We start from the raw sequence: 22358 nt of genomic DNA on the forward strand, positions 1-22358 counted from the left end.
AATTAGGAATAATATGTATCGCTCTTTTTTCTACTCTGCTCCTTAGTTTAGGTTCATTCTTTAACCAAGTGAATAAAAGACGGGTTTTATTAGTTATTGTTTAAATATCGGAGCTGCGACATCAGATTTGATCGATAAAAAGAAGAGCCTCAATTAAGAGACTCTTACAAAGTTTGTGCCTTTTAGGTTATATAAATCGAATAATTGCCGCATCCGCTCCATATATAGATTCTGCAAGTGTAACCTCTTAACTCCCAAGTCATAGCCAGCAAAGATATCTTCAAGTTCTTGCTGCGTGTAGAAAAGTCTAATAAATATTTCCTCTTCCTCAGTGGCAAATCCAATATTCTGTTCCTTGTATTCCTGAAGCCTTTGCTTGTGACGTTTCTCAGCCTTTTTCATGATATTTACCTTGCGTTTTAGCACATAGTCAGCTTCATTTTCATTTTCTTTTGGTCACAACAAAAAGCCTCCTATACCGAAAGTGATATAAGCCAATAACAGGTGTAATTTCTTACGTGACCGTTATACGACCGTTTCACTAAACGATATAAGAGGTTGATTTGACGGGCTTTACACCCGATTTCTTAGCGTCCCAGGAGAGATTCGAACTCCCGACCGACGGCTTAGAAGGCCGTTGCTCTATCCGGCTGAGCTACTGGGACATGAAAAACAAATTGTTCTGCTGATCATTTTACCATGATATCAGCGAATTGACAATATAGTCATCCGATAAAAAAGGCCAGCGGCATCAGTTTTCACTCTGATGTCACCAGCTCTTTTTTTGTACGTCCCAGGAGAGATTCGAACTCCCGACCGACGGCTTAGAAGGCCGTTGCTCTATCCAGCTGAGCTACTGGGACAGCTTTTGCTTTATGTATCAGCGACAAGATTTATTATATACAGGTTCAAATCATAAGTCAATATTTTTTTAAAAACTTTTGATGGGGAAGAACGAAATCTCCCCCATCACTTGTTAAAAACTGATTGTATTCCCAAAGTCCTTCAATTCCCGACCCGTTTCGTCGTAAAATGTCACGGCGCCTTCTCTTTCTGTAAGAGTAAGAATGGCATAGCTTTTCACATTGCGGACTCTCGGAAGGCGGATGCTGCCCGGGTTAATCAAAAGCTTGCCCCGAAGCACTTCACTCCCGGCAATATGTGAATGGCCGAAGCAGACGACATCCGCCCCAAGCTCTTCCGCCCGGTAAAAAACAGTTAAAAGTGACTGTTTAATGCCGTGAAGATGCCCGTGAACGGCCAGAATTTTCTTTGAACCTGCGTCCAGAAGGAGTTCATCCTGAAACCCGCCGCCAAAGTCGCAATTGCCTTTCACCGTGTGATACGGCGTGAGCGCCGGATGTGCGGCGTCAAGCTCTGAATCACCGCAATGAATCATCAGATCCGCTTCGTCTTCGTGCCGCTTTGCAATCGTCTCCAGCTCGTCTTCAAGGCCGTGACTGTCACTTATTATCAGCACTTTCATTGCATACGCTCCCCCTTATGAATCAAGCAGCTTTGACAGTTTCTTGAGCGCCTCAGCCCTGTGGCTGATTTTGTTTTTCTGAGCGCTTGTCAGCTGGGCCATGGTTTTATCTTTATCTTTTACAATAAAAATGGGATCATAGCCGAACCCGTTATCCCCCTCGGGTCCTTCCGCAATATACCCTTCAACATGACCTTCGACCGTTTTTGTTTCCTGCCCCGGCATGCTGACGGCAAGGGCGCAGCGGAAACGGGCCGTACGCTGCTCTTTTTCGATGCCTTTTAATTCTGACAGCACCTTGTCCATATTCGCCTTATCATCTTTTGCTTCTCCGGCATAACGGGCTGAATAAACGCCCGGTCTGCCTCCAAGGTTGTCCACCGATAAACCGGAGTCGTCTGCAATGACCATTTTGTTTACGACTTTTGCCACGGCTTCCGCTTTTAAGATGGCGTTTTCTTCAAAGGTATGTCCGGTTTCCTCAATTTCTTCCGTAAATCCGATTTCCGCCAAAGAAGAGACGCTGTAGCCTTTCGGTTCGAGTATTTCCTTGAATTCTTTCACTTTTCCCTGATTGTGTGTCGCAATAATGGCTTCTTTCACGGTGATCAGGCCTCTCTTTCTTATTTCAGTTCAGGCAATGTTTCTCCCAGCACTTCTTTTTGCTTTTGAATAAGCGTCTGGATTCCTTTTTCGGCAAGGCTTAACAGTCCGTTTAAATCTTCACGGGAGAATGTGGCTTCTTCGCCCGTCCCTTGAAGCTCTACAAAACGTCCGCTTCCCGTCATGATGATATTCATGTCGACTTCAGCCGCCGAATCCTCTTCATAATTCAGATCCAAAAGAAGGCCTTCTTCTTTATCCATCCCGACAGAAATGGCCGCGAGATAATCTGTCACAGGAGAGGTTTTGATAACGCCGCTTTTTACGAGTTTGCCGATCGCAATGGCCATTGCCAAGAAGGCGCCGGTAATGGAAGCCGTTCTTGTTCCGCCGTCAGCTTGAATGACGTCACAGTCGATCCAGATCGTCCGTTCGCCGAGCTTCTCCAAATCAACGACGGCCCGGAGCGCGCGCCCGATCAGCCGCTGAATTTCCATCGTTCTGCCGGAGACCTTTCCTTTTGAAGATTCTCTTATCGTTCTTTGATTCGTCGCGCGGGGAAGCATGCTGTATTCCGCTGTGATCCAGCCTTTTCCTCCGCCGCGTAAAAATGGCGGCACCCGGTCTTCCACAGATGCATTACAGATGACCTTCGTATTTCCCGCTGTAATTAAAACAGAGCCTTCCGGGTGAGTGATAAAATCCAAATCAAATGTGATAGGGCGCAGCTCATCGTGCTGTCTTCCGTCGTGTCTCATATTTTACCTCCGATTATATGTACATAAACCTTTTGTTCCGGATTGTGAATAAAGAAAGAGGCAGCCGGAACGCTAACCTCTTTTTTACTAGTATATCAAAAATCGCAAATTAAAAACTACCCGTATTCACTTGTGACGGCCTCGAAACAGGTTTTGAAAGGGATTCTCCTTTCTCATTCACCAGTTCTGATTTTCCGTTTACTTTTATAGAAACACTTTTGATTGACGGCTGTTCGGTTAATGTGAGAACGATGCTGTCCAGTACGCCCGATGATACCATTTTTGTTTTTTCGTCGGCGCTTCCGTAAATGGAGCTGTTAAAGTCCAGTGTAACCTGGCCGTCTTTCACTTTCGGCTTGCCGAGAAGCTTAACATCGTTATTAAAGTCCGTCAAAAGCCCGCTTGCTTTGCCCGGTCCGTCGGCGAGCTGTTCAACGGCGGCGGTGATGTCATTTGTTTCCGAATTGTCAATCCGCTTTGTGACAGGCACGTAGTATTCGCTTGTCTCTGTTTCCGCCAGATAATAGACAGTCAGCGGATGGGTGTCTGTCAGATCATTCACTCCGGCCGTTTCAATATTAATCCCGTCTTTTCTGCTTAAATCGCCCGTAATCGGCGTACCGCCCACAGGCATTTCTTTCAGCTCGTGCCCGTTGATTCTGATTTTGACTTTATCTATTGAGCTGAATTGGGTAAGCGTCCATGTAATCGATTGCAGGATTTTTTGTTCGTCTTCTTTTTTATAGTTTTTAAATTCCTTCGAAAAATCAGCGACGGCAGTGCCGTCTTTTTTAATATCGACATTTACCGTCGTATCCGCAGGGAGCACCGCTCTGAAGCCGTTCGGCAGAATTTCTGACACAGGCCCTCCCTGAACCAAGTACTCAAGGGCCTGCTTTGCGGTTCCCTCACTGTTCGGAAGAGGCAGTGTCTGTGCTGCGACATAGCCGTTTTTATCAATCAGATACAGCTCTCTCATGACTGTATTGGCCGGCTGGTCGGCTTTAGAAGTGCCGTTTTTCTCTGACTGCTTTGGTTTTGCCTGAATTCCCGCTTCATCCTTTACATATGAAATGTCTTGAGGCGGGTCAATTTCCCCGGCTGTTTTATCGGATTGAAACAAACCGCATCCAGATAACACAAAAGCCGAAGTAAGACATGTTGCAGCAATGACTGCAGGTCCTTTTTTCAGCATACTTTTCCCTCCTAAGGCTGTTTGTACTATGATGTATACGAGCCCTGTCCGGGAAATAGACCGGGAAGCGCAAAAAAACCCGCCGTAAACAGCGGGTTTTTTGATTTATTTTCTGACCGGCTCTTGAAGGGAGATGCACTCGACATGGCCGATTTCGTGGCCGAACCAGTCTTCGGCAATTTTTGCGAAGCCGTTCCGCTCTCCCGTTGTAAGAAATTGATGCTCCGGTGCATGTTTCGATTGGTTTAACAAACCTTTATAAGACAAGATGGTGCTCACTTCTCTCGCCGTCTCGTCTCCGGAGGAAATGATTTTCACATGCTCTCCCATATAGTTCTGAATCGGATCCTTTAAAATCGGATAATGCGTACATCCTAAAATCAAGGTGTCAATTGATGTACCTTTTAAAGGCTCAAGCGATGCTTCAACCGCTTCCTCCGCTGATTCCTGAAGAAACCGTCCGCTTTCCACAAACGGCACGAGCAGCGGACAAGCCGTGTTCTCAACTTGAAGTTCTGCGTTTAACCCGAGCAGCGCCTGCTCATATGCTCTGCTTTTAATGGTATTGACCGTACCGATGACGCCGATATGCTGGTTTTTCGTGACCTTTATCGCCGTTCTCGCACCCGGCTGAATGACGCCGACAACCGGAATATCCGTTTTGCGCTGAATATCCTCCAAGGCAATGGCTGTGGCCGTATTGCAGGCGATCACGAGCATTTTGATATGGTGGTTTTCCAGCAGGTAATCGGTCATTTCCCACGTGTATTGAAGAACTTCTTCTTCAGGACGCGGGCCGTACGGGCAGCGTTTTGTATCTCCCACATAGATGATATTTTCCTTCGGTAGCTGTCTCATGATTTCCTTAGCAACGGTTAACCCGCCAACCCCGGAATCAATGACTCCTATCGGCTGTTCCAACAAAATCGCCTCATTTTCTTTTCATTTCATGCTGCAGTTTCAATAATGATTTTTCGAAAGCGGCTGTTTCTTCTTCGGAAAATGTCGCAAACATATCCCGCAAATAAGCCTGTCTTTTCAAAATCACTTCTTGAATAATGCGCTCTCCTTCAGCGAGAAGATGAATTCTGACGACCCGTCTGTCAGCCGGGTCTTTGACCCGCTCGACAAGCTTATTTTTTTCCATGCGGTCTATCAGATCCGTCGTCGTGCTGCAAGCCAAATACATTTTGCCTGATAATTCGCCTATTGTCATATCCCCCAATTCATAAAGCCATTGAAGCCCCACGAATTGCGGCGGTGTAATTGCATATTGGTTAAGGATTTCTCTTCCTTTTTGTTTAATGATCGCAGCGATATGGCGGAGTGATTTTTCGATATCCGCAACATGCTCTACAGATTTTGATGTCATTTGTCCATCCCTCACTCAAGGATCTTTCTGGGCTATGCGCTCCGTGTCTATTTTCCTTCTTTTTTTAAGAAAATGCAAGACTGACAGAGAAAAAGGAAAAACCGGGATTTTCACCGCATGCCCATCAGCCCGGGCGCCAACGCAAATAACCGGCTCCTTCTCGAAAAGAAGGAAAACCGGCAAGAATCAGAGCTCTAGCTCACCCATTCTAAGAAGCTCGACAACAGCTTGCGAACGCCCTTTCACACCTAACTTCTGCATGGCATTTGAAATGTGATTCCGTACAGTTTTTTCACTGATAAATAGCTCGCTTGCAATTTCCTTTGTTGTCTTGTCTTGAACGAGCAATTCGAATACTTCTCTTTCTCTTTTGGTCAGCAGCGGCTTTGATTGAAAATCTTTCTCCTTCAAGTATTGTAACCCTCCTTGCTAAGGTGAGAGCGAATCTGAAACGAATGGGTTTATATAGTCAAGATATCATATGTAAAGGGCGCTTCGGAGGTGACGTCTCTTAGAGAAATAGTTATCCGTTCAGGCGAGCAGAATGCCTTTCTCCCGCTCCGTCCAGCTGACCGCTTTGCCGCTTTTCTTCGACACTTGAACCATAACGACGGAACCTGTAAAGCACGGCAGGCCCGACTCATTTTCTCCAAGGTAATGAAGGGTGACGGACGCATTTCCGGCAGCGCTCGCTTTCACATAAATCCGCAGATTTTCATACGGCATCACCTGACGCATATAGTCGCACTGCTGGCTTGCGACGACCGTCATCGTTTCAGAGTTTTGCGCCGTTATGCCTCGCTGTTTAAAATAAGCGATCCGCGCTTCTTCAAAATAGATGAAAGGGGTTACATTATTCATATGGCCGAACATATCCGTTTCAGAAAAACGAACCGATACTTCAGTAAAGAAAGAAAACGACTGTCTCCATTCTTCAAACGGGATATCAATATATTGCGGTTGTTTCATCACCTTCAGCTCCTTATAAAAAAACCTCTCCCGTGCGCGGAAGAGGCTCTTTTTCTCTTTCTTATACTCTGTCGCTTCCGAAGAAATTACGGAATGCTTGTAAATTGGTATCTCTGTTCAAAGCAGCGATTGAAGTCGTAAGCGGAATGCCTTTCGGGCAGGATTGAACACAGTTTTGTGAATTCCCGCAATCTCCGAGGCCGCCGTCTGTCATTAACGCTTCTAAACGTTCTGCTTTGTTCATCGCGCCCGTCGGATGGGCGTTAAACAGACGCACTTGCGACATCGGGGCAGGCCCCATGAATTTCGACTTGCTGTTGACGTTCGGGCAGGCTTCGAGGCAGACGCCGCATGTCATGCATTTAGACAATTCATATGCCCACTGGCGGCGTTTTTCCGGCATTCTCGGCCCCGGCCCCAAATCGTAAGTTCCGTCAATCGGCACCCATGCTTTCACTTTTTTCAGTGAATCAAACATTCTGCTGCGGTCAACCTGAAGGTCACGGACAACCGGGAATGTTTTCATCGGCTTCAGACGGATCGGCTGTTCCAGCTTATCAATCAGCGCCGTGCATGACTGGCGCGGTCTCCCGTTGATGACCATGGAGCAGGCGCCGCATACTTCTTCAAGACAGTTCATGTCCCATGCGACCGGAGTGGTTTTCTCTCCTTTTGCATTCACGGGATTTCTGCGGATTTCCATCAGGGCGGAAATCACGTTCAGGTTCGGGCGGTAATTGATTTCGAATTCTTCATCGTATGGCGCGCTTTCGGGCGTATCCTGACGTGTAATGATAAACCGTATCTTTTTCTCACTCATGATTATTTCGCCACCTTCTTCTTCGAGTAGTCGCGTTTACGGGGCGCAATCAGTGATACATCGACATCCTGATATTCAAATTCCGGAGCTTCAAACGGACCGGCATGTTTCGCCATCGTCGTTTTGAGCCACTCATCGTCATTTCTTTCAGGGAAATCCGGTTTATAGTGCGCTCCCCGGCTTTCATTTCGGTTATATGCGCCGAGCGTGATGACTCTGGCAAGCTGAAGCATATTGGAGAACTGGCGGGTGAACATCGCCCCTTGGTTGCTCCATTTTGTCGTATCGTTGATATTGATTTTCTTAAAGCGTTCCATCAGCTCTTGGATTTTGTCATCCGTTTTCAAAAGCTTGTCGTTGTGGCGGACCACCGTGACGTTGGCCGTCATCCATTCTCCGAGCTCACGGTGAAGCACGTAAGCATTTTCGTCGCCGTCCATCTTCATAATATCGGCCCATTTTTCTTCTTCTTTTTTCACATAGGAATCAAATAATGAAGAAGACAGGTCTTCCGCTGAAGTTTCAAGTCCGGAAACATATTTCACCGCATTCGGTCCGGCCACCATTCCTCCGTAGATGGCGGAAAGCAGAGAGTTCGCCCCTAAACGGTTTCCTCCGTGCATTGAATAATCACATTCACCCGCTGCGAACAGTCCGCGGATGCTTGTCATCTGATCATAATCAACCCATAGTCCGCCCATTGAATAGTGAACAGCAGGGAAAATTTTCATCGGAAGCTTGCGCGGGTCATCGCCCATGAATTTTTCATAGATTTCGATAATGCCGCCAAGCTTAACGTCAAGCTCTTTCGGATCTTTGTGCGACAGATCGAGATACACCATGTTTTCACCGTTGATGCCGAGTTTTTGATTCACGCACACGTCAAAGATTTCACGTGTCGCAATATCCCGCGGCACGAGGTTTCCGTAAGCCGGATATTTTTCCTCAAGGAAGTACCAAGGTTTTCCGTCTTTATACGTCCAGACTCTTCCGCCCTCGCCGCGCGCCGATTCACTCATCAGACGCAGTTTATCGTCCCCCGGGATTGCTGTCGGGTGAATTTGGATAAATTCGCCGTTTGCATAATAAGCGCCCTGCTGATAAACGATTGATGCGGCAGACCCCGTGTTGATCATGCTGTTTGTTGATTTGCCGAATACGATTCCGGGACCTCCCGTCGCCATAATAACGGCGTCAGAACGGAATGACTCGATTTGCATATTGGTCAGATTTTGGGCTACGATACCGCGGCACGTGCGCTCATCGTCAAGAACGGCGCCGAGGAATTCCCAGCCTTCATATTTTGTGACGAGACCCGCCACTTCATATCTGCGCACCTGCTCGTCCAGTGCGTAAAGAAGCTGCTGACCCGTCGTCGCTCCCGCGTATGCGGTTCTGTGATGCTGTGTACCCCCGAAACGGCGGAAGTCCAAGAGCCCTTCCGGCGTTCTGTTAAACATAACCCCCATGCGGTCCAATAAGTGGATAATGGACGGCGCCGCTTCACACATCGCTTTTACAGGAGGCTGGTTTGCCAAAAAGTCGCCTCCGTATACCGTGTCATCAAAATGCTCAAACGGAGAGTCTCCTTCCCCTTTTGTGTTGACAGCTCCGTTTATCCCGCCCTGCGCGCAGACCGAGTGAGAGCGTTTGACCGGAACGATGGAAAACAATTTAACGGCCGTGCCTGATTCCGCTGCTTTAATTGTCGCCATGAGGCCGGCAAGACCCCCGCCGACTACGATAATGCTTGATTGACTCATGATAGCCCCTCTCCCTCTAGTAATCTAGTTCTCTTACACAAACGCAAAAATCGCTTTTAAACCTACGTATGAAAGCGCTAAAAATATAATCAGCGTCACGTAAGTCGAAATTCTTTGAGAACGCGGCGTGACCGTGATCCCCCATGTGACCGCAAAAGACCATAAGCCGTTTGAAAAGTGAAAAATGACCGATAAAACGCCTACAATGTAAAAACCGAGCATAAACGGCGAGCTCAGAATATTCGCCATCATATCGAAGTTGACTTCAGCGCCCATCTGCGCGGCAATCCGCGTCTGCCATACATGCCAGCTGACGAAAATAAGGGTGAGAATACCAGTGACACGCTGAAGCACAAACATCCAGTTTCTGAAATAACTGTAGTGGCCAGCGTTGTTTTTCGCAGTAAATGCTATGTACACACCGTAAACCGCATGATAAATTAAAGGTAAGAAAATAATAAAAATTTCTAACGCATACCTGAACGGCAGACTGTCCATAAAGCCGGCCGCCTTGTTAAACGCATCCGCTCCCCTTGCGGCAAATTGGTTGACGACTAAATGCTGGATCAAAAAGATGCCGACCGGAATAACACCGAGCAAGGAATGCAATCTTCGAAAATAAAACTCTCTGTTCCCAGACATTACTTTACCCCCTGTTTGATTTAAGTGCGAAATGTACTAAAATCTCTGCCCCCACTTCGTTTCAATTGTAAGCACTTTATTAAAATTTATTGACAATTTCATTTTACTCCTCCCTCAAAAGGGCGTCAAGAAAACGTGTACATAAATTATAATTTTCGGAATTGATTATCTGGAGGGAAAATTTTATTTTCCTGCGATATCTTTCTCACATTTTTTCGCGTGTTTTATAGGATCATCCTGTAATCCTCCCCCCTGTTTAAGCTATAATAAACGAAGGAGAGAGGGGAATACATAATATGAAGAATAATTATGAAGCAGCTTTAGAACCTTTAACTGAACTCGACGTCAGCGCATACGGCTACGAATTAATCCGGGAAATCGTGCTTCCGGATATCCTCGGCCCGGAGCATTCATCGATGATGTATTGGGCGGGAAAACGCCTCGCCCGCAAATTTCCTCTTCAATCGTGGGAAGAAATCCCCGCCTTTTTTGAAAAAGCCGGCTGGGGAACTTTAACAAACGCAGGATCGAAAAAACAAGAACTGGAATTTGAACTGGAAGGACCGCTCGTATCCAGCAGACTCAAACATCAGAAAGAGCCTTGTTTTCAGCTTGAAGCCGGCTTTATAGCCGAACAGATTCAATTGATGAACGATCAGATTGCAGAATCTTATGAACAGGTAAAAAAGAGAGCGGATAAAGTCGTCCTGACCGTAAAATGGGATATGAAGGACCCTGTATAATTGAAAAAAGGCGGTGACTCCAAGTCCCGCCTTTTTGCCTGCCCGTTTATACGGCAGACGGCTGTTTAGAAAGCTCAAACGCATCATGAAGCGCTTCGACCGCTTTCACCATATCATTTTCGCTGACAACCGCTGATACTTTTATTTCAGATGTGCTTACCATTTTGACTTGTACATTTTTTTCCGCCAGTACGGCAAACATGTCCGCGGCGACGCCGGGATTCGAAACCATGCCCGACCCGACAATGGAGACTTTTGCCAGTTTTCTTTCGGTTTCAATTTTTTCATAGTCAAGCGCGTTTTTATATTCTTCAAGCACGGCGACCGTTTGCGCGGCATCTTCCGTTTTCACTGAGAAAGAAATATCCGCTTCCCCATCGTCCGACTGTGTCTGAATAATAATGTCAACGTTGATGTTTCGTTTTGCCAGCGCGGTGAAGATTGTTGAAAGTGTTGTCAATCCGCTTGCAAGGCCCGTAACGGACACCCTCGTGATCTGGTCTTCAAATGCAATTCCTCTGACGATTAAATTCTGCTCCATTGATGATTCCTCCTCAATTAATGTTCCCGCTTCATGTTCCGTACTTGACCGCACTTCTAAAGGCACTTGGTAGTTTTTCGCGAACTCAACCGCCCGCGGGTGAAGAACACCCGCTCCTAGATTTGCAAGCTCCAGCATTTCATCATAAGAAATTCCCGCCAGTTTTCTCGCTGACCGGACATACCGCGGATCTGTCGTAAATACGCCCGGAACATCTGTATAAATGTCGCATTTATCCGCTTCCAGCGCTGCGGCAAGAGCGACCGCCGTCGTATCGGAACCGCCCCGTCCGAGCGTCGTGATGCCGCCGTCTTCCGTTACGCCCTGAAAACCGGCAACGACTGTAATCCTGCCTTCTGCAAGCTGCGAACGAATCGCCGTGATATCAATATCCGTAATTCTCGCATTGCCGTGAACGGCTTCCGTGCGGACACCCGCCTGCCAGCCCGTATAAGAGACGGCGTCATATCCTTTTTCCTGAAGCGCCATGGCCAAAAGCGAAATCGTGACCTGCTCTCCCGTAGACAAAAGCATATCCATCTCGCGTCTGCTTGGTTCAGATGTGATTTCAGCCGCGAGGTTAACGAGCGCGTCGGTTGATTTTCCCATTGCCGAAACGACGACTACGACGTCATGGCCTTTTTGCTTTTCAGCAATGGTGCGATTTGCGGCATTTTGAATTTTTTCGGCAGAGCCGACGGAAGTGCCTCCGAATTTTTGTACGATAAGACCCATACTAGACCACCCTTTACATTTTGGTTCGTGCGGGTGAGGAGAAAAGAGCGTTTTGTCCACAATAAAAAAAGCAATGAGAGGAATAGCTCTCATTGCTTTTTCATATCATTACGATTGATTATGAACAACGAGATAGCCCTCCAAGAAAATGAATTCTTGACAGCCTTACATTTATTTAATGCAAGGCCAGCGAATCACACCGATGGGATGTGATACACTTCGGCGACGCTCCCCTTTCAGCCTTTTTCGCAGAATCCATCATTCTCCAAAGGCTTACTATTGAAGTTCGCACCTCTATCTTCACCATATAACACGATCTTATGAAATTAGTTCACATTCTAGCAGATTTTTCAGAAAAGCACAATACTATTTTTTTAATTTTTCAAACAGCAGCTGGGCCGCCGCGGCCGGCACACCCGCTTTTTTGATATCGTCAAGGCTTGCTTCCTTCATCTTTTTGACAGATCCGAAATGTTTTAAGAGCATTTTTTTGCGTTTTTCGCCGATTCCGGGGATATCATCCAGAACGGATTGAAAGACGCTTTTTCCCCGGATCTGTCTGTGAAAGCTGATCGCAAAACGGTGAACTTCGTCCTGAATGCGCTGAAGCAGGTAAAACTCTTGGCTGTTCCGCTCCAGAAACACCGGTTCAAGCGGGTCGCCGATCAAAAGGTTGGATGTCCGGTGTTTATCATCTTTCGCCAATCCCGCTACCGGGACATCAAGGCCGAGCTCATTCTCGAGCACGTCGCGCGCCGCGTTAATCTGCCCTTTTCCGCCGTCAATGATGATTAAATCCGGCAGCGGAAGATTTTCGCGGAGCACCCTCGTGTACCTTCTTCTGACGACTTCCCTCATTGAGCCGTAATCATCCGGCCCTGTTACGGTTTTAATTTTATATTTGCGGTATTCCTTTTTATTCGGTTTTCCGTCAATAAAGACAATCATGGCCGATACGGGGTTTGTGCCTTGAATATTGGAGTTGTCAAACGCTTCAATCCGATGCGGCGTATAAATATTCAGCGCTTCGCCGAGCCGTTCGGCTGCACCGATTGACCGTTCCTCATCCCGCTCGATTAACGAAAATTTTTCCCGCAGGGCGATTTTCGCATTTTTGTGCGCAAGCAAAAGCAGCTCTTTTTTCGGGCCTTTTTTCGGCTGATGCACGGCGGTTTCCAACAGCTCGGTGATCATGTCCCTGTCAACGCTGTCAGGCACCAGAATTTCCTTAGGCAGAAAGTGATTGTTTTTAGAGTAGAACTGGCCGATGAAGGTCAGAAATTCTTCATCCGCTTCCTGATACATCGGAAACATGCTGACGTCACGTTCGATCAGTTTTCCTTGGCGTATGAAAAAGACTTGGACGCACATCCAGCCTTTATCGTAGGCATATGCAAACACATCGCGGTCCAGAAGGTCATTCATGGTCATTTTTTGCTTCTCCATCGTCGATTCGATGTGAGCAAGCTGGTCGCGGAATTCTTTAGCCCGTTCAAATTCAAGCTTTTCCGCCGCTTCTGCCATTTTCGCTTCGAGCTCTTTTTTGATTTCGTTATGCCCTCCCTTTAAAAAACGGGTAATGTCTTCAACAATCTCGCGGTTTGTCTCCTCGGATATATCCTTTACACATGGGGCAAGGCATTGTCCGAGATGATAATAGAGACAGACGCGGTCCGGAAGCTTTGAGCATTTCCTGAGCGGGTAAAGGCGGTCCAGCAGTTTTTTCGTTTCCCGCGCCGCCTGCACATTCGGATACGGGCCGAAATAGCGTCCTTTGTCTTTTTTGACATTCCGGGTGACAATCAGCCGCGGATGGCGTTCATGGGTGATTTTAATAAAGGGATAGGTTTTATCATCTTTCAGCATGACATTGTATTTCGGATCGTATTTTTTAATCAGATTCATTTCCAAAATAAGCGCTTCAAGATTGGAGGAAGTCACGATATATTCAAAGTCCTCAATCTCCGTCACAAGCCGTTGGGTTTTTGCGTCGTGAGAACCGGTGAAATAAGATCGCACCCTGTTTTTCAAGACTTTCGCTTTCCCCACGTAGATGACTGTTTTTTGACGGTCTTTCATTAAATAACAGCCCGGCTGATCGGGAAGGAGGGCCAGTTTTTCTTTCAGTTGTTTATTCATACGTTACCCTTCCTTACATTCATTTCTCGTGTCCATTCAGTGTATCACGAACATTTGTTTTTCTCCATTCTCAGCTTTTGGAAGATCAAAAAAGGCGATTCCCTTTCAAAGGAATCGCCCTGCCGTAACGGAAGCTTTCGGCTTACAGATGTTTGTTTACAAGCTCTTCAAGAGCTTCTTTCGGTTTGAAACCGACAGATGTTTCAACGACTTCTCCGTCTTTCAATACGAGAAGTGTCGGGATGCTCATGACGCCGTATTTACCGGCAGTTTCTTGGTTTTCATCCACGTCGATTTTGACGATTTTCAGTTTGTCTCCCATTTCTTGATCAAGCTCTTCAAGAACGGGCGCGATCATTTTACAAGGTCCGCACCAAGGAGCCCAGAAATCAGCCAATACGACACCTTCACTTGTTTCAGCTGAGAACGATTGATCAGTTGCTTTTACGATAGCCATTTGTTATTCCTCCAATTGTCAAATGATGATTTTTAGTATAGCATCTCCCATTCGTTCATGCTAATTTAATGCTTATATTATTTTCTCCCGATCCCGCCGGAAATAATCTTATTTATACAGTGTATTATAACCGGGCGGCGGGCGTTCAAAACTTAAGATGGACCCGCAGGCAGCGTGATTAATACAATCGCCATCGGAGGAAGCTCCGCCTCAAGTTTTCCGCTCTTTTGAGTAAACCCGGAAAACGGCTTCGGTTTGACGTTTTCCGGACTGCTGAATGTATTATGGGCATTCATTTTTTCCGCGTGCAGAATCGTTCCCGAAGGCTTCCCTGTCTTTTTCATGCCCCGCAGTTCAATCTTCACATCAGCTTTTTGCAGATGATCGATATTACAAATGCTGATATGTATGTCTCCGTTTTGCTGTTTGGACGCTGAAATGCTGACTTGCGGGAGCCGGCCGTCATTCCATTCGTACCCGGCTGCTTTTGTTTCTGTCGCCAAAAGAGAAGCGTCCTGATGCACCTTAAACATATCAAACACATGATACGTCGGCGTCAACAGCATGTCTTTCCCTTCTGTCAGGATCATTGCCTGAAGCACGTTGACGGTTTGCGCGATATTGGCCATCTGTACGCGATCTGCGTGCTGATGAAAAATGTGAAAATGCGTGGCTGCGACAAGGGCGTCGCGGATCGTATTCTGCTGATACAGAAAGCCCGGATTCGTGCCCGGCTCAGGATCAAGCCACGTGCCCCATTCATCAATGATCAGCCCGACTCTTTTTTCGGGATCGTACTGATCCATGATGGCGCTGTGCCTTGTGATCAATTCATCCATATGCGCCGCTTTTTTCATCGTGATGAACCATTCATCTTCCGTAAACTCCGTCGCTGATCCTTTCCCCTTCCAGAAATCGCCCGGTATTGTGTAATAATGAAGGCTCAGCCCGTCCATGAGATCAGCGGCTTTTTTCATTAAAGTTTCAGTCCAGCGGTAATCATCGACATTCGCGCCGCCGGCAATTTTATAGATTTCATTACCGCTGTAATCGCGGACATAGGTTTGAAAGTTTCTGTAAAGGTCGGCATAATACTCAGGATGCATGTTTCCGCCGCAGCCCCAGTTCTCATTTCCTATTCCGAAATATGTCAGCTTCCACGGTTTTTCCCGCCCGTTTTCTTTTCTCCAGTCGGACATCGGCGTGCCCGCTTCAAACGTCATGTATTCAATCCAATCAGCCATTTCTTTAACCGTTCCGCTGCCGACGTTTCCGGCGATGTACGGTTCGCAGCCGAGCAGTTCACAAAGCATCATAAACTCGTGCGTGCCGAATTCATTGGAATCAATCGTCCCGCCCCAATGGGTATTCAGCATGGTTTTGCGTTTCCCTACGCCGTTTGCCCAATGGTATTCATCTGCAAAGCAGCCGCCCGGCCATCTGAGGACGGGAATCTGAAGCTGTTTGAGGGCGGCGGCGACATCCGTCCTGACCCCGCCGGTATTCGGAATATCGGAATCTTTTCCGACCCAGATGCCCTCATATATGCCTCTTCCCAGGTGTTCCGCGAAATGTCCGTATATGTTTTTATTAATGGTTCCCCGTGTGATATCAGTTTGAATGACTGCCGTATTGTGAGACAAACTTGATCATTCCTTTCCTTTAATAAGAATGAAAGCACTACAGCCGATCTATGTATCTGGGATGTATGCTGAATGGATAAGTTTGTAAGCGCTTTACAAAAGCTTATTATATTGGTTCGTACATGTCAATCTCTTATTTTATCAACCTTTAATTTGTACGAACCAATCAACACAAATTAAAACCCTCTGACAAATAAGCCAGAGGGTTTATGATTATGAATGAATATTGGCATTTTTAAATTCTTGGGTCAGAAGCGGAACCACTTCGAACAAATCGCCGACAATTCCGTAGTCCGCTATTTTAAATATTTCCGCTTCCGGGTCTTTGTTAATGGCAACAATGACCTTACTATTTGACATGCCCGCCAAGTGCTGAATCGCTCCGGAAATGCCGCAGGCGATATACAAATCCGGCGTGACGACTTTTCCCGTCTGGCCGATTTGAAGGGAATAATCGCAATAGTCCGCGTCACACGCGCCGCGTGAAGCGCCCACCGCTGCTCCGAGCACCTCGGCAAGTTCTTTTAACGGTTCAAATCCATCTTTGCTTTTTACACCGCGGCCGCCTGCTACGATAATTTTCGCTTCTGATAAATCCACGCCGTCCGCCGTTTTTTTGACTACTTCTTCAATGACCGTCCGCAAATCTGCCGGAGGCGCCGCAAGCTCTTCGATATCACCCGTCCGGCTCGCGTCTTTTTCTAATGCCTGAATATTATTCGGACGAATCGTCGCCAAAATGAACGGATCGGTTGAAATTACCTGTTCAAAGGCTTTGCCGGAATAGATCGGTCTTGTAAAAACGATGTTGTCTCCGGTAACGCTTACATCCGTGCTGTCTGAAATCAGCCCCGTTTCAAACCGGGCCGCAAGCTTAGGTGACAAATCTTTTCCCATAGAAGTGTGGCCGAAAATAACCGCATCAGGCTTTTCATTTTCGATCAGATCCCCGAGAACCGCGGCATATCCGTCCGCCGTATACTGAGAAAGCCCCGGCGAATCGGCCGTAAATACTTTGTCGGCGCCGTACTGAATGAGTTCTGGTGCTGCATCAGATGCGCCTTTTCCCATCAGCACGCCGATGACATTTCCTCCGCCGGAAATGGTTTTGCCTGCGGCTATGGCTTCAAAGGTGACGTTCCGTAAGGCGCCGTCACGAATTTCTCCGAGTACGATCACTTTTTTTCCCATTCTGACATCCCCCAGTTTCTTTAATATCGGTTTATACGACTTTGGCTTCTTTTCTCAGCAGTGACACAAGCTCTTTCGCCTGCTCAGCGGCTTCTCCTTCGATCAGTCTGCCCGCTTCTTTTTGCGGCGGCAGAAAACGTTCGATCGTTTTGAGCTTCGGTGCGGCATCTTCTTCATCAATGTCGAGGTCATCGAGCTCAAGTTCTTCCAGCGGTTTTTTCTTCGCCTTCATAATGCCCGGAAGCGACGGATAGCGCGGCTCGTTTAAGCCTTGCTGTGCCGTGATGACTAAAGGAAGTGAGGTTTTAATGATTTCGGTATCCCCTTCATTGTCTTTCTCTGCCACAGCTTCATCGCCGCTGATTGTCAGTTTTGTGATCGTTGTGACGCAAGGAATGTTCAGCAGTTCGGCAAGCCTTGGAGCCACTTGGCCTGAACCGCCGTCAATCGCGACATTTCCGCCGAGAATCAGATCATATTCCCGGTCCTTGAAATAATGATATAAGATAGTTGAAATGGAGTATTGGTCAGGATCGCTCAGATCATCTTCAATATTGATTAACACCGCCTGGTCACAGCCCATCGCAAGGGCGGTTCTCAGTTCTTTCTCCGCATCTTCTCCGCCGACGGTTACGGCGGTAACGGTTCCGCCGTGCTCTTCCTTCAGCTGAATGGCTTCTTCAATGGCGTATTCATCATATGGATTAATGATAAATTCGGCCCCGTCCTCCTGAATCTTTCCTGCTTCAATGACGATTTTCTCTTCTGTGTCAAACGTCCGTTTCATCAGTACAAATAGATTCATAATCTTATCCCCTTTATCTTCGCCCACCGAATTGAGGCTTTCTTTTTTCGAGAAATGCCTGAATGCCTTCTTTTGCGTCATCTGATGCAAATGCTTCCCCAAAACGCTTTGCTTCAAGCTTTAAGCCGCCGTCATAAGAATAGATCTTGTTTGAATAAAGGAGCTCAAGCAGAGAAGCCATCGACTGCGGGCTTTTTTCCGCAAACTTGCCCGCGAGCGTTTTCGCCTTTTTCAGCAGCTCTTCCTCATGTTCGGCACCTATCGTGACAAGCCCGAGGCTGAACGCTTCTTCTCCGGTCACAGGTTCTGAAGTGCCGATCATTTCAAGCGCTTTCGCCGTACCGACGTACCGGGGAAGCCGCTGCGTCCCGGCAAAGCCCGGAATAATGCCGAGATTCAGCTCGGGCAGGCCGAGCTTTGCATCTAATGTAGCGATTCTGATATGGCAGGCCATGGCTAGCTCAAGACCGCCTCCGAGCGCAGCACCGTGAATCGCTGCGATCACGGGCTTCGGAAACCCTTCAATTCTTTCCATCAGCTGCTGGCCTTTATCCGCCATGGCAGAAGATTGCTCAAGATTTTCAAGCGACGTAAATTCCTTTATATCGGCGCCCGCCGAGAAAAATTTCCCCTCACCGCGAATGATGATGCTTCTGACGCTGTCATCTGTTTCACACCGGTCGAACAGACCGGATAACTCATCTAAAACCGCACCGGACAGCGCGTTGGCCGGCTGATGATTAATGGTGATCACCGCAACAGATTGTTCTACCGCCATCGAAAGGCTGTTCATCCGTCAACCCCCTTTAGTTTTGATGAATCCCTGACACCAACAGCTCCAATACCTTGTCTGACAAATCCGGAAGATCATATTTCTGATCGTTCATCACCCATGTTGTCACTGTTTCATCTATCGTCCCGAATATCATCTGCCGGGCGAGGCGGACGTCGAGATTGTCTTTCCATTCCCCCGACTTGATTCCTTCGGTCAAAATGGTGTCCAGCATGTTTAAATAACCTTTTAAAATATCATTGATTTTCAGGCGCAGCTTGATATTTGACTGTCTGAGCTCAAGCTGGGTCACAATCGCGAGGTGGCGGTCGTTGCCGAGCAGTGTGAAATGCTGCTTAATAACGAGAGCGAGTTTTTCTTTTGCCGTCGTTTTTTCTTTCACTTCTTCTTCCATGCGTTCAATGAACTGGCCCATCTTTTCTTTAAAAAGAGAAATGAGTATATCCTCTTTGTTTTTGAAATATAAATAGATGGTCCCGTCCGCAACGCCGGCCTGCTTGGCGATTTTGGACACCTGTGATTGGTGATAGCCGTTTTCCGCTATGACTTCTACTGCTGCATCAATAATCTGCATATACTTTGGCCGTTTTTGGTTCAATGTCATCGTTCCTTCCTTCGATAAATGAATGACTATTCATTCATAACTTCATGATAAAAAGGAATCCGGATTTTGTCAAGTTTTTCTTTTAAGGCACCTTGTTTTCACGGGAAGCATCTTCCTCTTCGACTAAACGCCTTCTTAATATTTTTCCGACGGCCGTTTTCGGAAGCTCTTTTCTGAATTCGTAAAGCTTCGGGACTTTGTACGGCGCAAGCCGCTCTCTTGCAAACGCATCAAGCTCATCGGCATCGGCCTCGGCGCCTTTTTTCAAAACGATAAATGCTTTCACCGTTTCCCCTCTGTAGGAGTCAGGGACGCCCGCTACGACAATTTCCTGAACGGCTTCATGCTCATAAAGCGCCTCCTCCACCTCCCGGGGGTAAATGTTGTATCCGCCGGCAATGATGATGTCTTTTTTCCTGTCGGCGATGTAGAAAAATCCTTCCTCATCCATATATCCCATATCTCCGGTAAACAGCCAGCCGTCTCTGATGACACGCGCCGTCTCCTCCTGCTTATTCCAGTATCCTTTCATGACCTGAGGGCCTTTTACGATCAGCTCGCCGTGTTCATACGGCCCCGCAAGCCCGCCTTTTTCTTCTGAATAGATTCCGGCGTCGGTATTGGGCCAGGGACAGCCGATGCTGCCTGGTTTATTTTTTCCCCAAATGAAGTTTGAATGGGTAACCGGTGATGCTTCGGATAATCCGTAGCCTTCCACAAGCTTTCCTCCGGTCACTTTTTCAAATTTCTGTTTGACCTCAACCGGCAGCGCCGCTGAACCGCTCGGACAGCTTTCAATGGAGGACAAATCATACTTATTCAGCTCCGGGTGATGCAACAGCCCGATGTAAATCGTCGGCGCCCCGGGAAAAACCGTCGGCTTCAGCCTGTCGATTGTTTTCAGGGTATCCAAAGGATTAAATTTAGGAAGAAGGATCATTTCACATCCCTGCATAATGGAAAAATTGAGCACGGCGGTCAATCCGTACACATGAAAAAAAGGCACGATGCCGAGCACCTTTTCGGCTCCCTTTTTCATTTTGTACATCCAGGCGGCGCACATTTCTGTATTGGCCTGAATGTTCCGGTGTGTGAGCATGACGCCTTTCGGATAGCCGGTTGTTCCGCCCGTGTATTGAAGCACGGCGATGTCATGCGCAGGGTCAATATCAAATGGCTCCGCTTCCTCCGCTTTTTCGTTTTTTAAAATATCCGCTAATTTGTGAATTTGTTCGCATCCGTCATAATCAATATGAACCTGTTGTTTTTGCGTGAGTGTATACAGCATATTTTTCGGAAACGGCAAAAAATCTTTTATACTCGTTGTAATAATGCGTTCGACGATTGATAACGTTTTCATTTTTATCACCTTCGGGAACAGCATATCAAGGGTGATGATCACGCGCGGCGCACTGTCTTTCAGCTGATACTCAAGCTCGTGTTCCGTGTAGAGAGGATTGGTCTGAACGACAATGCCGCCGGCAAACAATACACCGTAAAAAGCGATGACCGACTGCGGACAATTGGGCAGCATAATGGCGGCTCTGTCACCTTTTTTCAGGCCTGTTTTGCGTAAAAAAGCGGCTAGCTTTAACGAATCTGTGAGAACGTCTTGGAATGTGAGTTTTTTTCCGAGAAAATAAATGGCGGTATGGTTCGGGAATTGAGCTGCGGAGTTTGTCAGATTGGATGGCAGGGTTTGATCGGTAAATTCAAGCTCATGCGGAATCTCTTCGGGATATTGAGAAAGCCATGGCTTTTCAGACTGCATAATACCTCTCCCTTCTGTTTTCCTATACGCTATTATTATAGCAGAAGGGTGATTGGAATTGGAAAGCGTTTCATGTAAAATTTCGAGTTTCAGGAGGTGTTGAGCTTGCTGGAAACGCTGCATTTTGAAGAGGGAGTTCCTATCCTGCGCCAGCTGCCGAAGCCGTTTACGTCGGCCGCCTTTTTGCTCCATCCCTTTGTCCGGATGCCGGATGGGTGGGAAGAGCAAAAGCGCAAACGGCCTTATGAACATATGTATCCGAGTGATGAGGAGATCATCGCGATGGGCAGACCCGTTTCCTGGCAAACCGTCATGACCGTTTGCGGATTGCGCTCTGAAAAAGAGACGGCGCTTGCGCTTATGACTGCTGTCACGGCACTGCGGGAGGAATATGCACATCCTGAATCCGCCAGGCTGTTTAATCGGCTTCATCCCGATCTGTACTTGCCGAGCGACGATGTCACTTCACCATTTTTAATTCCGGGACTTTTGGATGTGTTCCGTTCAAAAGGCATAAAGCGCTGCACTTATTATGAGCCGGTCGAAGAGAAAGGCATATTTTCACTCAATCAAACGGCGGCTTCGGATGTATGCGGACTGCTGCGGGCTGACATGATCATTGCCGACGAAAAACGGCGCGCCGCTTTTATGAGCATATATGATTCTTTTACGACACTCTTTCTCATGGAAGATCAAGACATGCCGTCTGTCATCCGCGCCATGAGTTGGGAAGCCGTCATTTGCTCTGATACGGCCTGCATAAACTGGTATTCTCAATAAAAAAGGCCGCCGATTTTAGTTCGGCAGCCTTTTTTCAGTATTAAGATGTCATGACCAGATAAATAAGTCCGATGAACAGAAAAATTCCCGCTGCCGACAGCAGCACTTTCGCAAGCTTCTCCATTTTTCCCCGTCCCTTTAAATCCCGGCGGCCACCACAAATGACAGGCCGACTGAGATGACAAATGAAATAAAGCCGACAGCTCTGTTATCTTTTTCAATTTCTTTATCAATTTTAAACCGGGGCGTCAGAAATTCAAAGATAAAATAGCTGATTAAAAGCATAATAAATCCGTATACGCCCCAGCCGATCATTTGCAAAAGCGAATTATGCTGGGCGATGCTGTGCTGAAAGACATTTGCGATACCGAGAATTTTCCCTCCGGTCGCCATTGCCACCGCAAGATTGCCTTTTTGGATTTCCACCCAGTTTTTATAGGATGTCACCAATTCAAACACGGTCAGAAAAATGACGAGACACAAGACGGCTACACTGTAATAAGCCGCGATTTCAACAAGCTCATTTTCCCAAAAAGCATTCATGACGT

The 22358-nt window shown here is 47.1% G+C and carries 24 protein-coding genes, 2 tRNA genes and 1 riboswitch; of the genes, 2 read left to right on the top strand and 24 right to left on the bottom strand.

The features are described from left to right. Positions 1 to 153: 153 nt before the first annotated feature. From NYE68_RS14770 to sdhC, 14 genes are all read right to left on the bottom strand, one after another. Complete coding sequence (locus NYE68_RS14770; RefSeq protein ID WP_181826280.1) at positions 154 to 402, bottom strand: hypothetical protein; 249 nt, start codon at positions 400 to 402, stop codon at positions 154 to 156. A 189-nt stretch (positions 403 to 591) separates the two neighbouring features. Next, positions 592 to 665 (bottom strand) — tRNA-Arg (locus NYE68_RS14775). A 124-nt stretch (positions 666 to 789) separates the two neighbouring features. Continuing rightward, positions 790 to 863 (bottom strand) — tRNA-Arg (locus tag NYE68_RS14780). Positions 864 to 976: 113 nt separating this feature from the next. Continuing rightward, positions 977 to 1486 (bottom strand): metallophosphoesterase, encoded by a 510-nt coding sequence (locus tag NYE68_RS14785; RefSeq protein WP_060562696.1) that lies wholly within the window; start codon positions 1484 to 1486, stop codon positions 977 to 979. A gap of 15 nt (positions 1487 to 1501) precedes the next feature. After that, the gene (locus NYE68_RS14790) at positions 1502 to 2098 is read right to left on the bottom strand and encodes an XTP/dITP diphosphatase (protein WP_324636955.1); all 597 of its coding nucleotides are present in this window, start codon (positions 2096 to 2098) and stop codon (positions 1502 to 1504) included. Positions 2099 to 2109: 11 nt separating this feature from the next. Then, a complete protein-coding gene (rph, locus tag NYE68_RS14795) occupies positions 2110 to 2847 on the bottom strand; it encodes a ribonuclease PH (protein ID WP_007612934.1) in 738 nt (245 codons plus the stop codon). Between the two features lie 109 nt (positions 2848 to 2956). After that, a complete protein-coding gene (locus NYE68_RS14800; protein ID WP_007408133.1) occupies positions 2957 to 4042 on the bottom strand; it encodes a GerMN domain-containing protein in 1086 nt (361 codons plus the stop codon). A gap of 105 nt (positions 4043 to 4147) precedes the next feature. Continuing rightward, positions 4148 to 4966: a glutamate racemase gene (gene racE, locus NYE68_RS14805; protein WP_012118125.1), complete on the bottom strand. Its 819-nt coding sequence runs from the start codon at positions 4964 to 4966 to the stop codon at positions 4148 to 4150. 7 nt (positions 4967 to 4973) lie between these two features. Beyond that, positions 4974 to 5414, bottom strand: coding sequence for a MarR family transcriptional regulator (locus NYE68_RS14810; RefSeq protein WP_003152580.1), 441 nt, complete (start codon positions 5412 to 5414; stop codon positions 4974 to 4976). Positions 5415 to 5600: 186 nt separating this feature from the next. After that, positions 5601 to 5825, bottom strand: coding sequence for a spore germination transcription factor GerE (gene gerE / locus NYE68_RS14815; RefSeq protein ID WP_003152579.1), 225 nt, complete (start codon positions 5823 to 5825; stop codon positions 5601 to 5603). 120 nt (positions 5826 to 5945) lie between these two features. Beyond that, entirely contained in the window at positions 5946 to 6383 is a 438-nt protein-coding gene (locus tag NYE68_RS14820; protein WP_012118126.1) for a thioesterase family protein, read from the bottom strand. Positions 6384 to 6444: 61 nt separating this feature from the next. After that, complete coding sequence (gene sdhB, locus NYE68_RS14825) at positions 6445 to 7203, bottom strand: succinate dehydrogenase iron-sulfur subunit (RefSeq protein WP_003152575.1); 759 nt, start codon at positions 7201 to 7203, stop codon at positions 6445 to 6447. 2 nt (positions 7204 to 7205) lie between these two features. Continuing rightward, positions 7206 to 8966: a succinate dehydrogenase flavoprotein subunit gene (gene sdhA, locus NYE68_RS14830; RefSeq protein ID WP_003152573.1), complete on the bottom strand. Its 1761-nt coding sequence runs from the start codon at positions 8964 to 8966 to the stop codon at positions 7206 to 7208. A gap of 33 nt (positions 8967 to 8999) precedes the next feature. Beyond that, complete coding sequence (gene sdhC, locus NYE68_RS14835; protein ID WP_003152571.1) at positions 9000 to 9608, bottom strand: succinate dehydrogenase cytochrome B558; 609 nt, start codon at positions 9606 to 9608, stop codon at positions 9000 to 9002. A gap of 296 nt (positions 9609 to 9904) precedes the next feature. Here sdhC and NYE68_RS14840 point away from each other — a divergent pair, with 296 nt between their 5' ends. Then, the gene (locus NYE68_RS14840; protein WP_007612940.1) at positions 9905 to 10351 is read left to right on the top strand and encodes a YslB family protein; all 447 of its coding nucleotides are present in this window, start codon (positions 9905 to 9907) and stop codon (positions 10349 to 10351) included. Positions 10352 to 10397: 46 nt separating this feature from the next. Here NYE68_RS14840 and NYE68_RS14845 read toward each other — a convergent pair whose 3' ends face one another. The 9 genes from NYE68_RS14845 to NYE68_RS14885 all read right to left on the bottom strand — a co-directional run bounded on the left by NYE68_RS14845 (position 10398) and on the right by NYE68_RS14885 (position 21030). Beyond that, positions 10398 to 11627, bottom strand: a complete 1230-nt coding sequence (locus NYE68_RS14845; protein ID WP_064107200.1) for an aspartate kinase — start codon at positions 11625 to 11627, stop codon at positions 10398 to 10400. 125 nt (positions 11628 to 11752) lie between these two features. Beyond that, a riboswitch (Lysine riboswitch) is annotated at positions 11753 to 11932 on the bottom strand. Between the two features lie 61 nt (positions 11933 to 11993). Next, positions 11994 to 13766, bottom strand: coding sequence for an excinuclease ABC subunit UvrC (gene uvrC / locus NYE68_RS14850; protein WP_025285072.1), 1773 nt, complete (start codon positions 13764 to 13766; stop codon positions 11994 to 11996). Between the two features lie 142 nt (positions 13767 to 13908). Then, a complete protein-coding gene (gene trxA / locus NYE68_RS14855; RefSeq protein WP_003152560.1) occupies positions 13909 to 14223 on the bottom strand; it encodes a thioredoxin in 315 nt (104 codons plus the stop codon). Between the two features lie 152 nt (positions 14224 to 14375). Beyond that, positions 14376 to 15866 carry an alpha-N-arabinofuranosidase gene (locus NYE68_RS14860; RefSeq protein WP_324636524.1) on the bottom strand — a complete coding sequence of 497 codons (1491 nt, stop codon included), beginning with the start codon at positions 15864 to 15866 and terminating at the stop codon, positions 14376 to 14378. 213 nt (positions 15867 to 16079) lie between these two features. Then, positions 16080 to 17057 carry an electron transfer flavoprotein subunit alpha/FixB family protein gene (locus NYE68_RS14865; RefSeq protein WP_324636523.1) on the bottom strand — a complete coding sequence of 326 codons (978 nt, stop codon included), beginning with the start codon at positions 17055 to 17057 and terminating at the stop codon, positions 16080 to 16082. A 31-nt stretch (positions 17058 to 17088) separates the two neighbouring features. Then, positions 17089 to 17862 (bottom strand): electron transfer flavoprotein subunit beta/FixA family protein, encoded by a 774-nt coding sequence (locus NYE68_RS14870; RefSeq protein WP_033574190.1) that lies wholly within the window; start codon positions 17860 to 17862, stop codon positions 17089 to 17091. A gap of 13 nt (positions 17863 to 17875) precedes the next feature. Beyond that, on the bottom strand, positions 17876 to 18655 hold the full coding sequence (locus tag NYE68_RS14875; protein ID WP_324636522.1) for an enoyl-CoA hydratase: 780 nt from the start codon (positions 18653 to 18655) through the stop codon (positions 17876 to 17878). 13 nt (positions 18656 to 18668) lie between these two features. Next, a complete protein-coding gene (locus NYE68_RS14880; RefSeq protein WP_007408119.1) occupies positions 18669 to 19253 on the bottom strand; it encodes a TetR/AcrR family transcriptional regulator in 585 nt (194 codons plus the stop codon). Positions 19254 to 19341: 88 nt separating this feature from the next. Further along, positions 19342 to 21030, bottom strand: a complete 1689-nt coding sequence (locus tag NYE68_RS14885; protein ID WP_064107201.1) for an AMP-binding protein — start codon at positions 21028 to 21030, stop codon at positions 19342 to 19344. Between the two features lie 105 nt (positions 21031 to 21135). Between NYE68_RS14885 and NYE68_RS14890 the strand changes: the two genes are divergently transcribed. Beyond that, on the top strand, positions 21136 to 21810 hold the full coding sequence (locus NYE68_RS14890; protein WP_020956169.1) for a DUF2711 family protein: 675 nt from the start codon (positions 21136 to 21138) through the stop codon (positions 21808 to 21810). Positions 21811 to 21948: 138 nt separating this feature from the next. Here NYE68_RS14890 and NYE68_RS14895 read toward each other — a convergent pair whose 3' ends face one another. Continuing rightward, positions 21949 to 22353 (bottom strand): DUF350 domain-containing protein, encoded by a 405-nt coding sequence (locus NYE68_RS14895; protein ID WP_003152541.1) that lies wholly within the window; start codon positions 22351 to 22353, stop codon positions 21949 to 21951. Positions 22354 to 22358 lie beyond the last annotated feature (5 nt).

It is taken from the genome of Bacillus sp. FSL R5-0447 (assembly GCF_038606125.1).
In the GTDB taxonomy this organism is placed as follows: domain Bacteria; phylum Bacillota; class Bacilli; order Bacillales; family Bacillaceae; genus Bacillus; species Bacillus velezensis.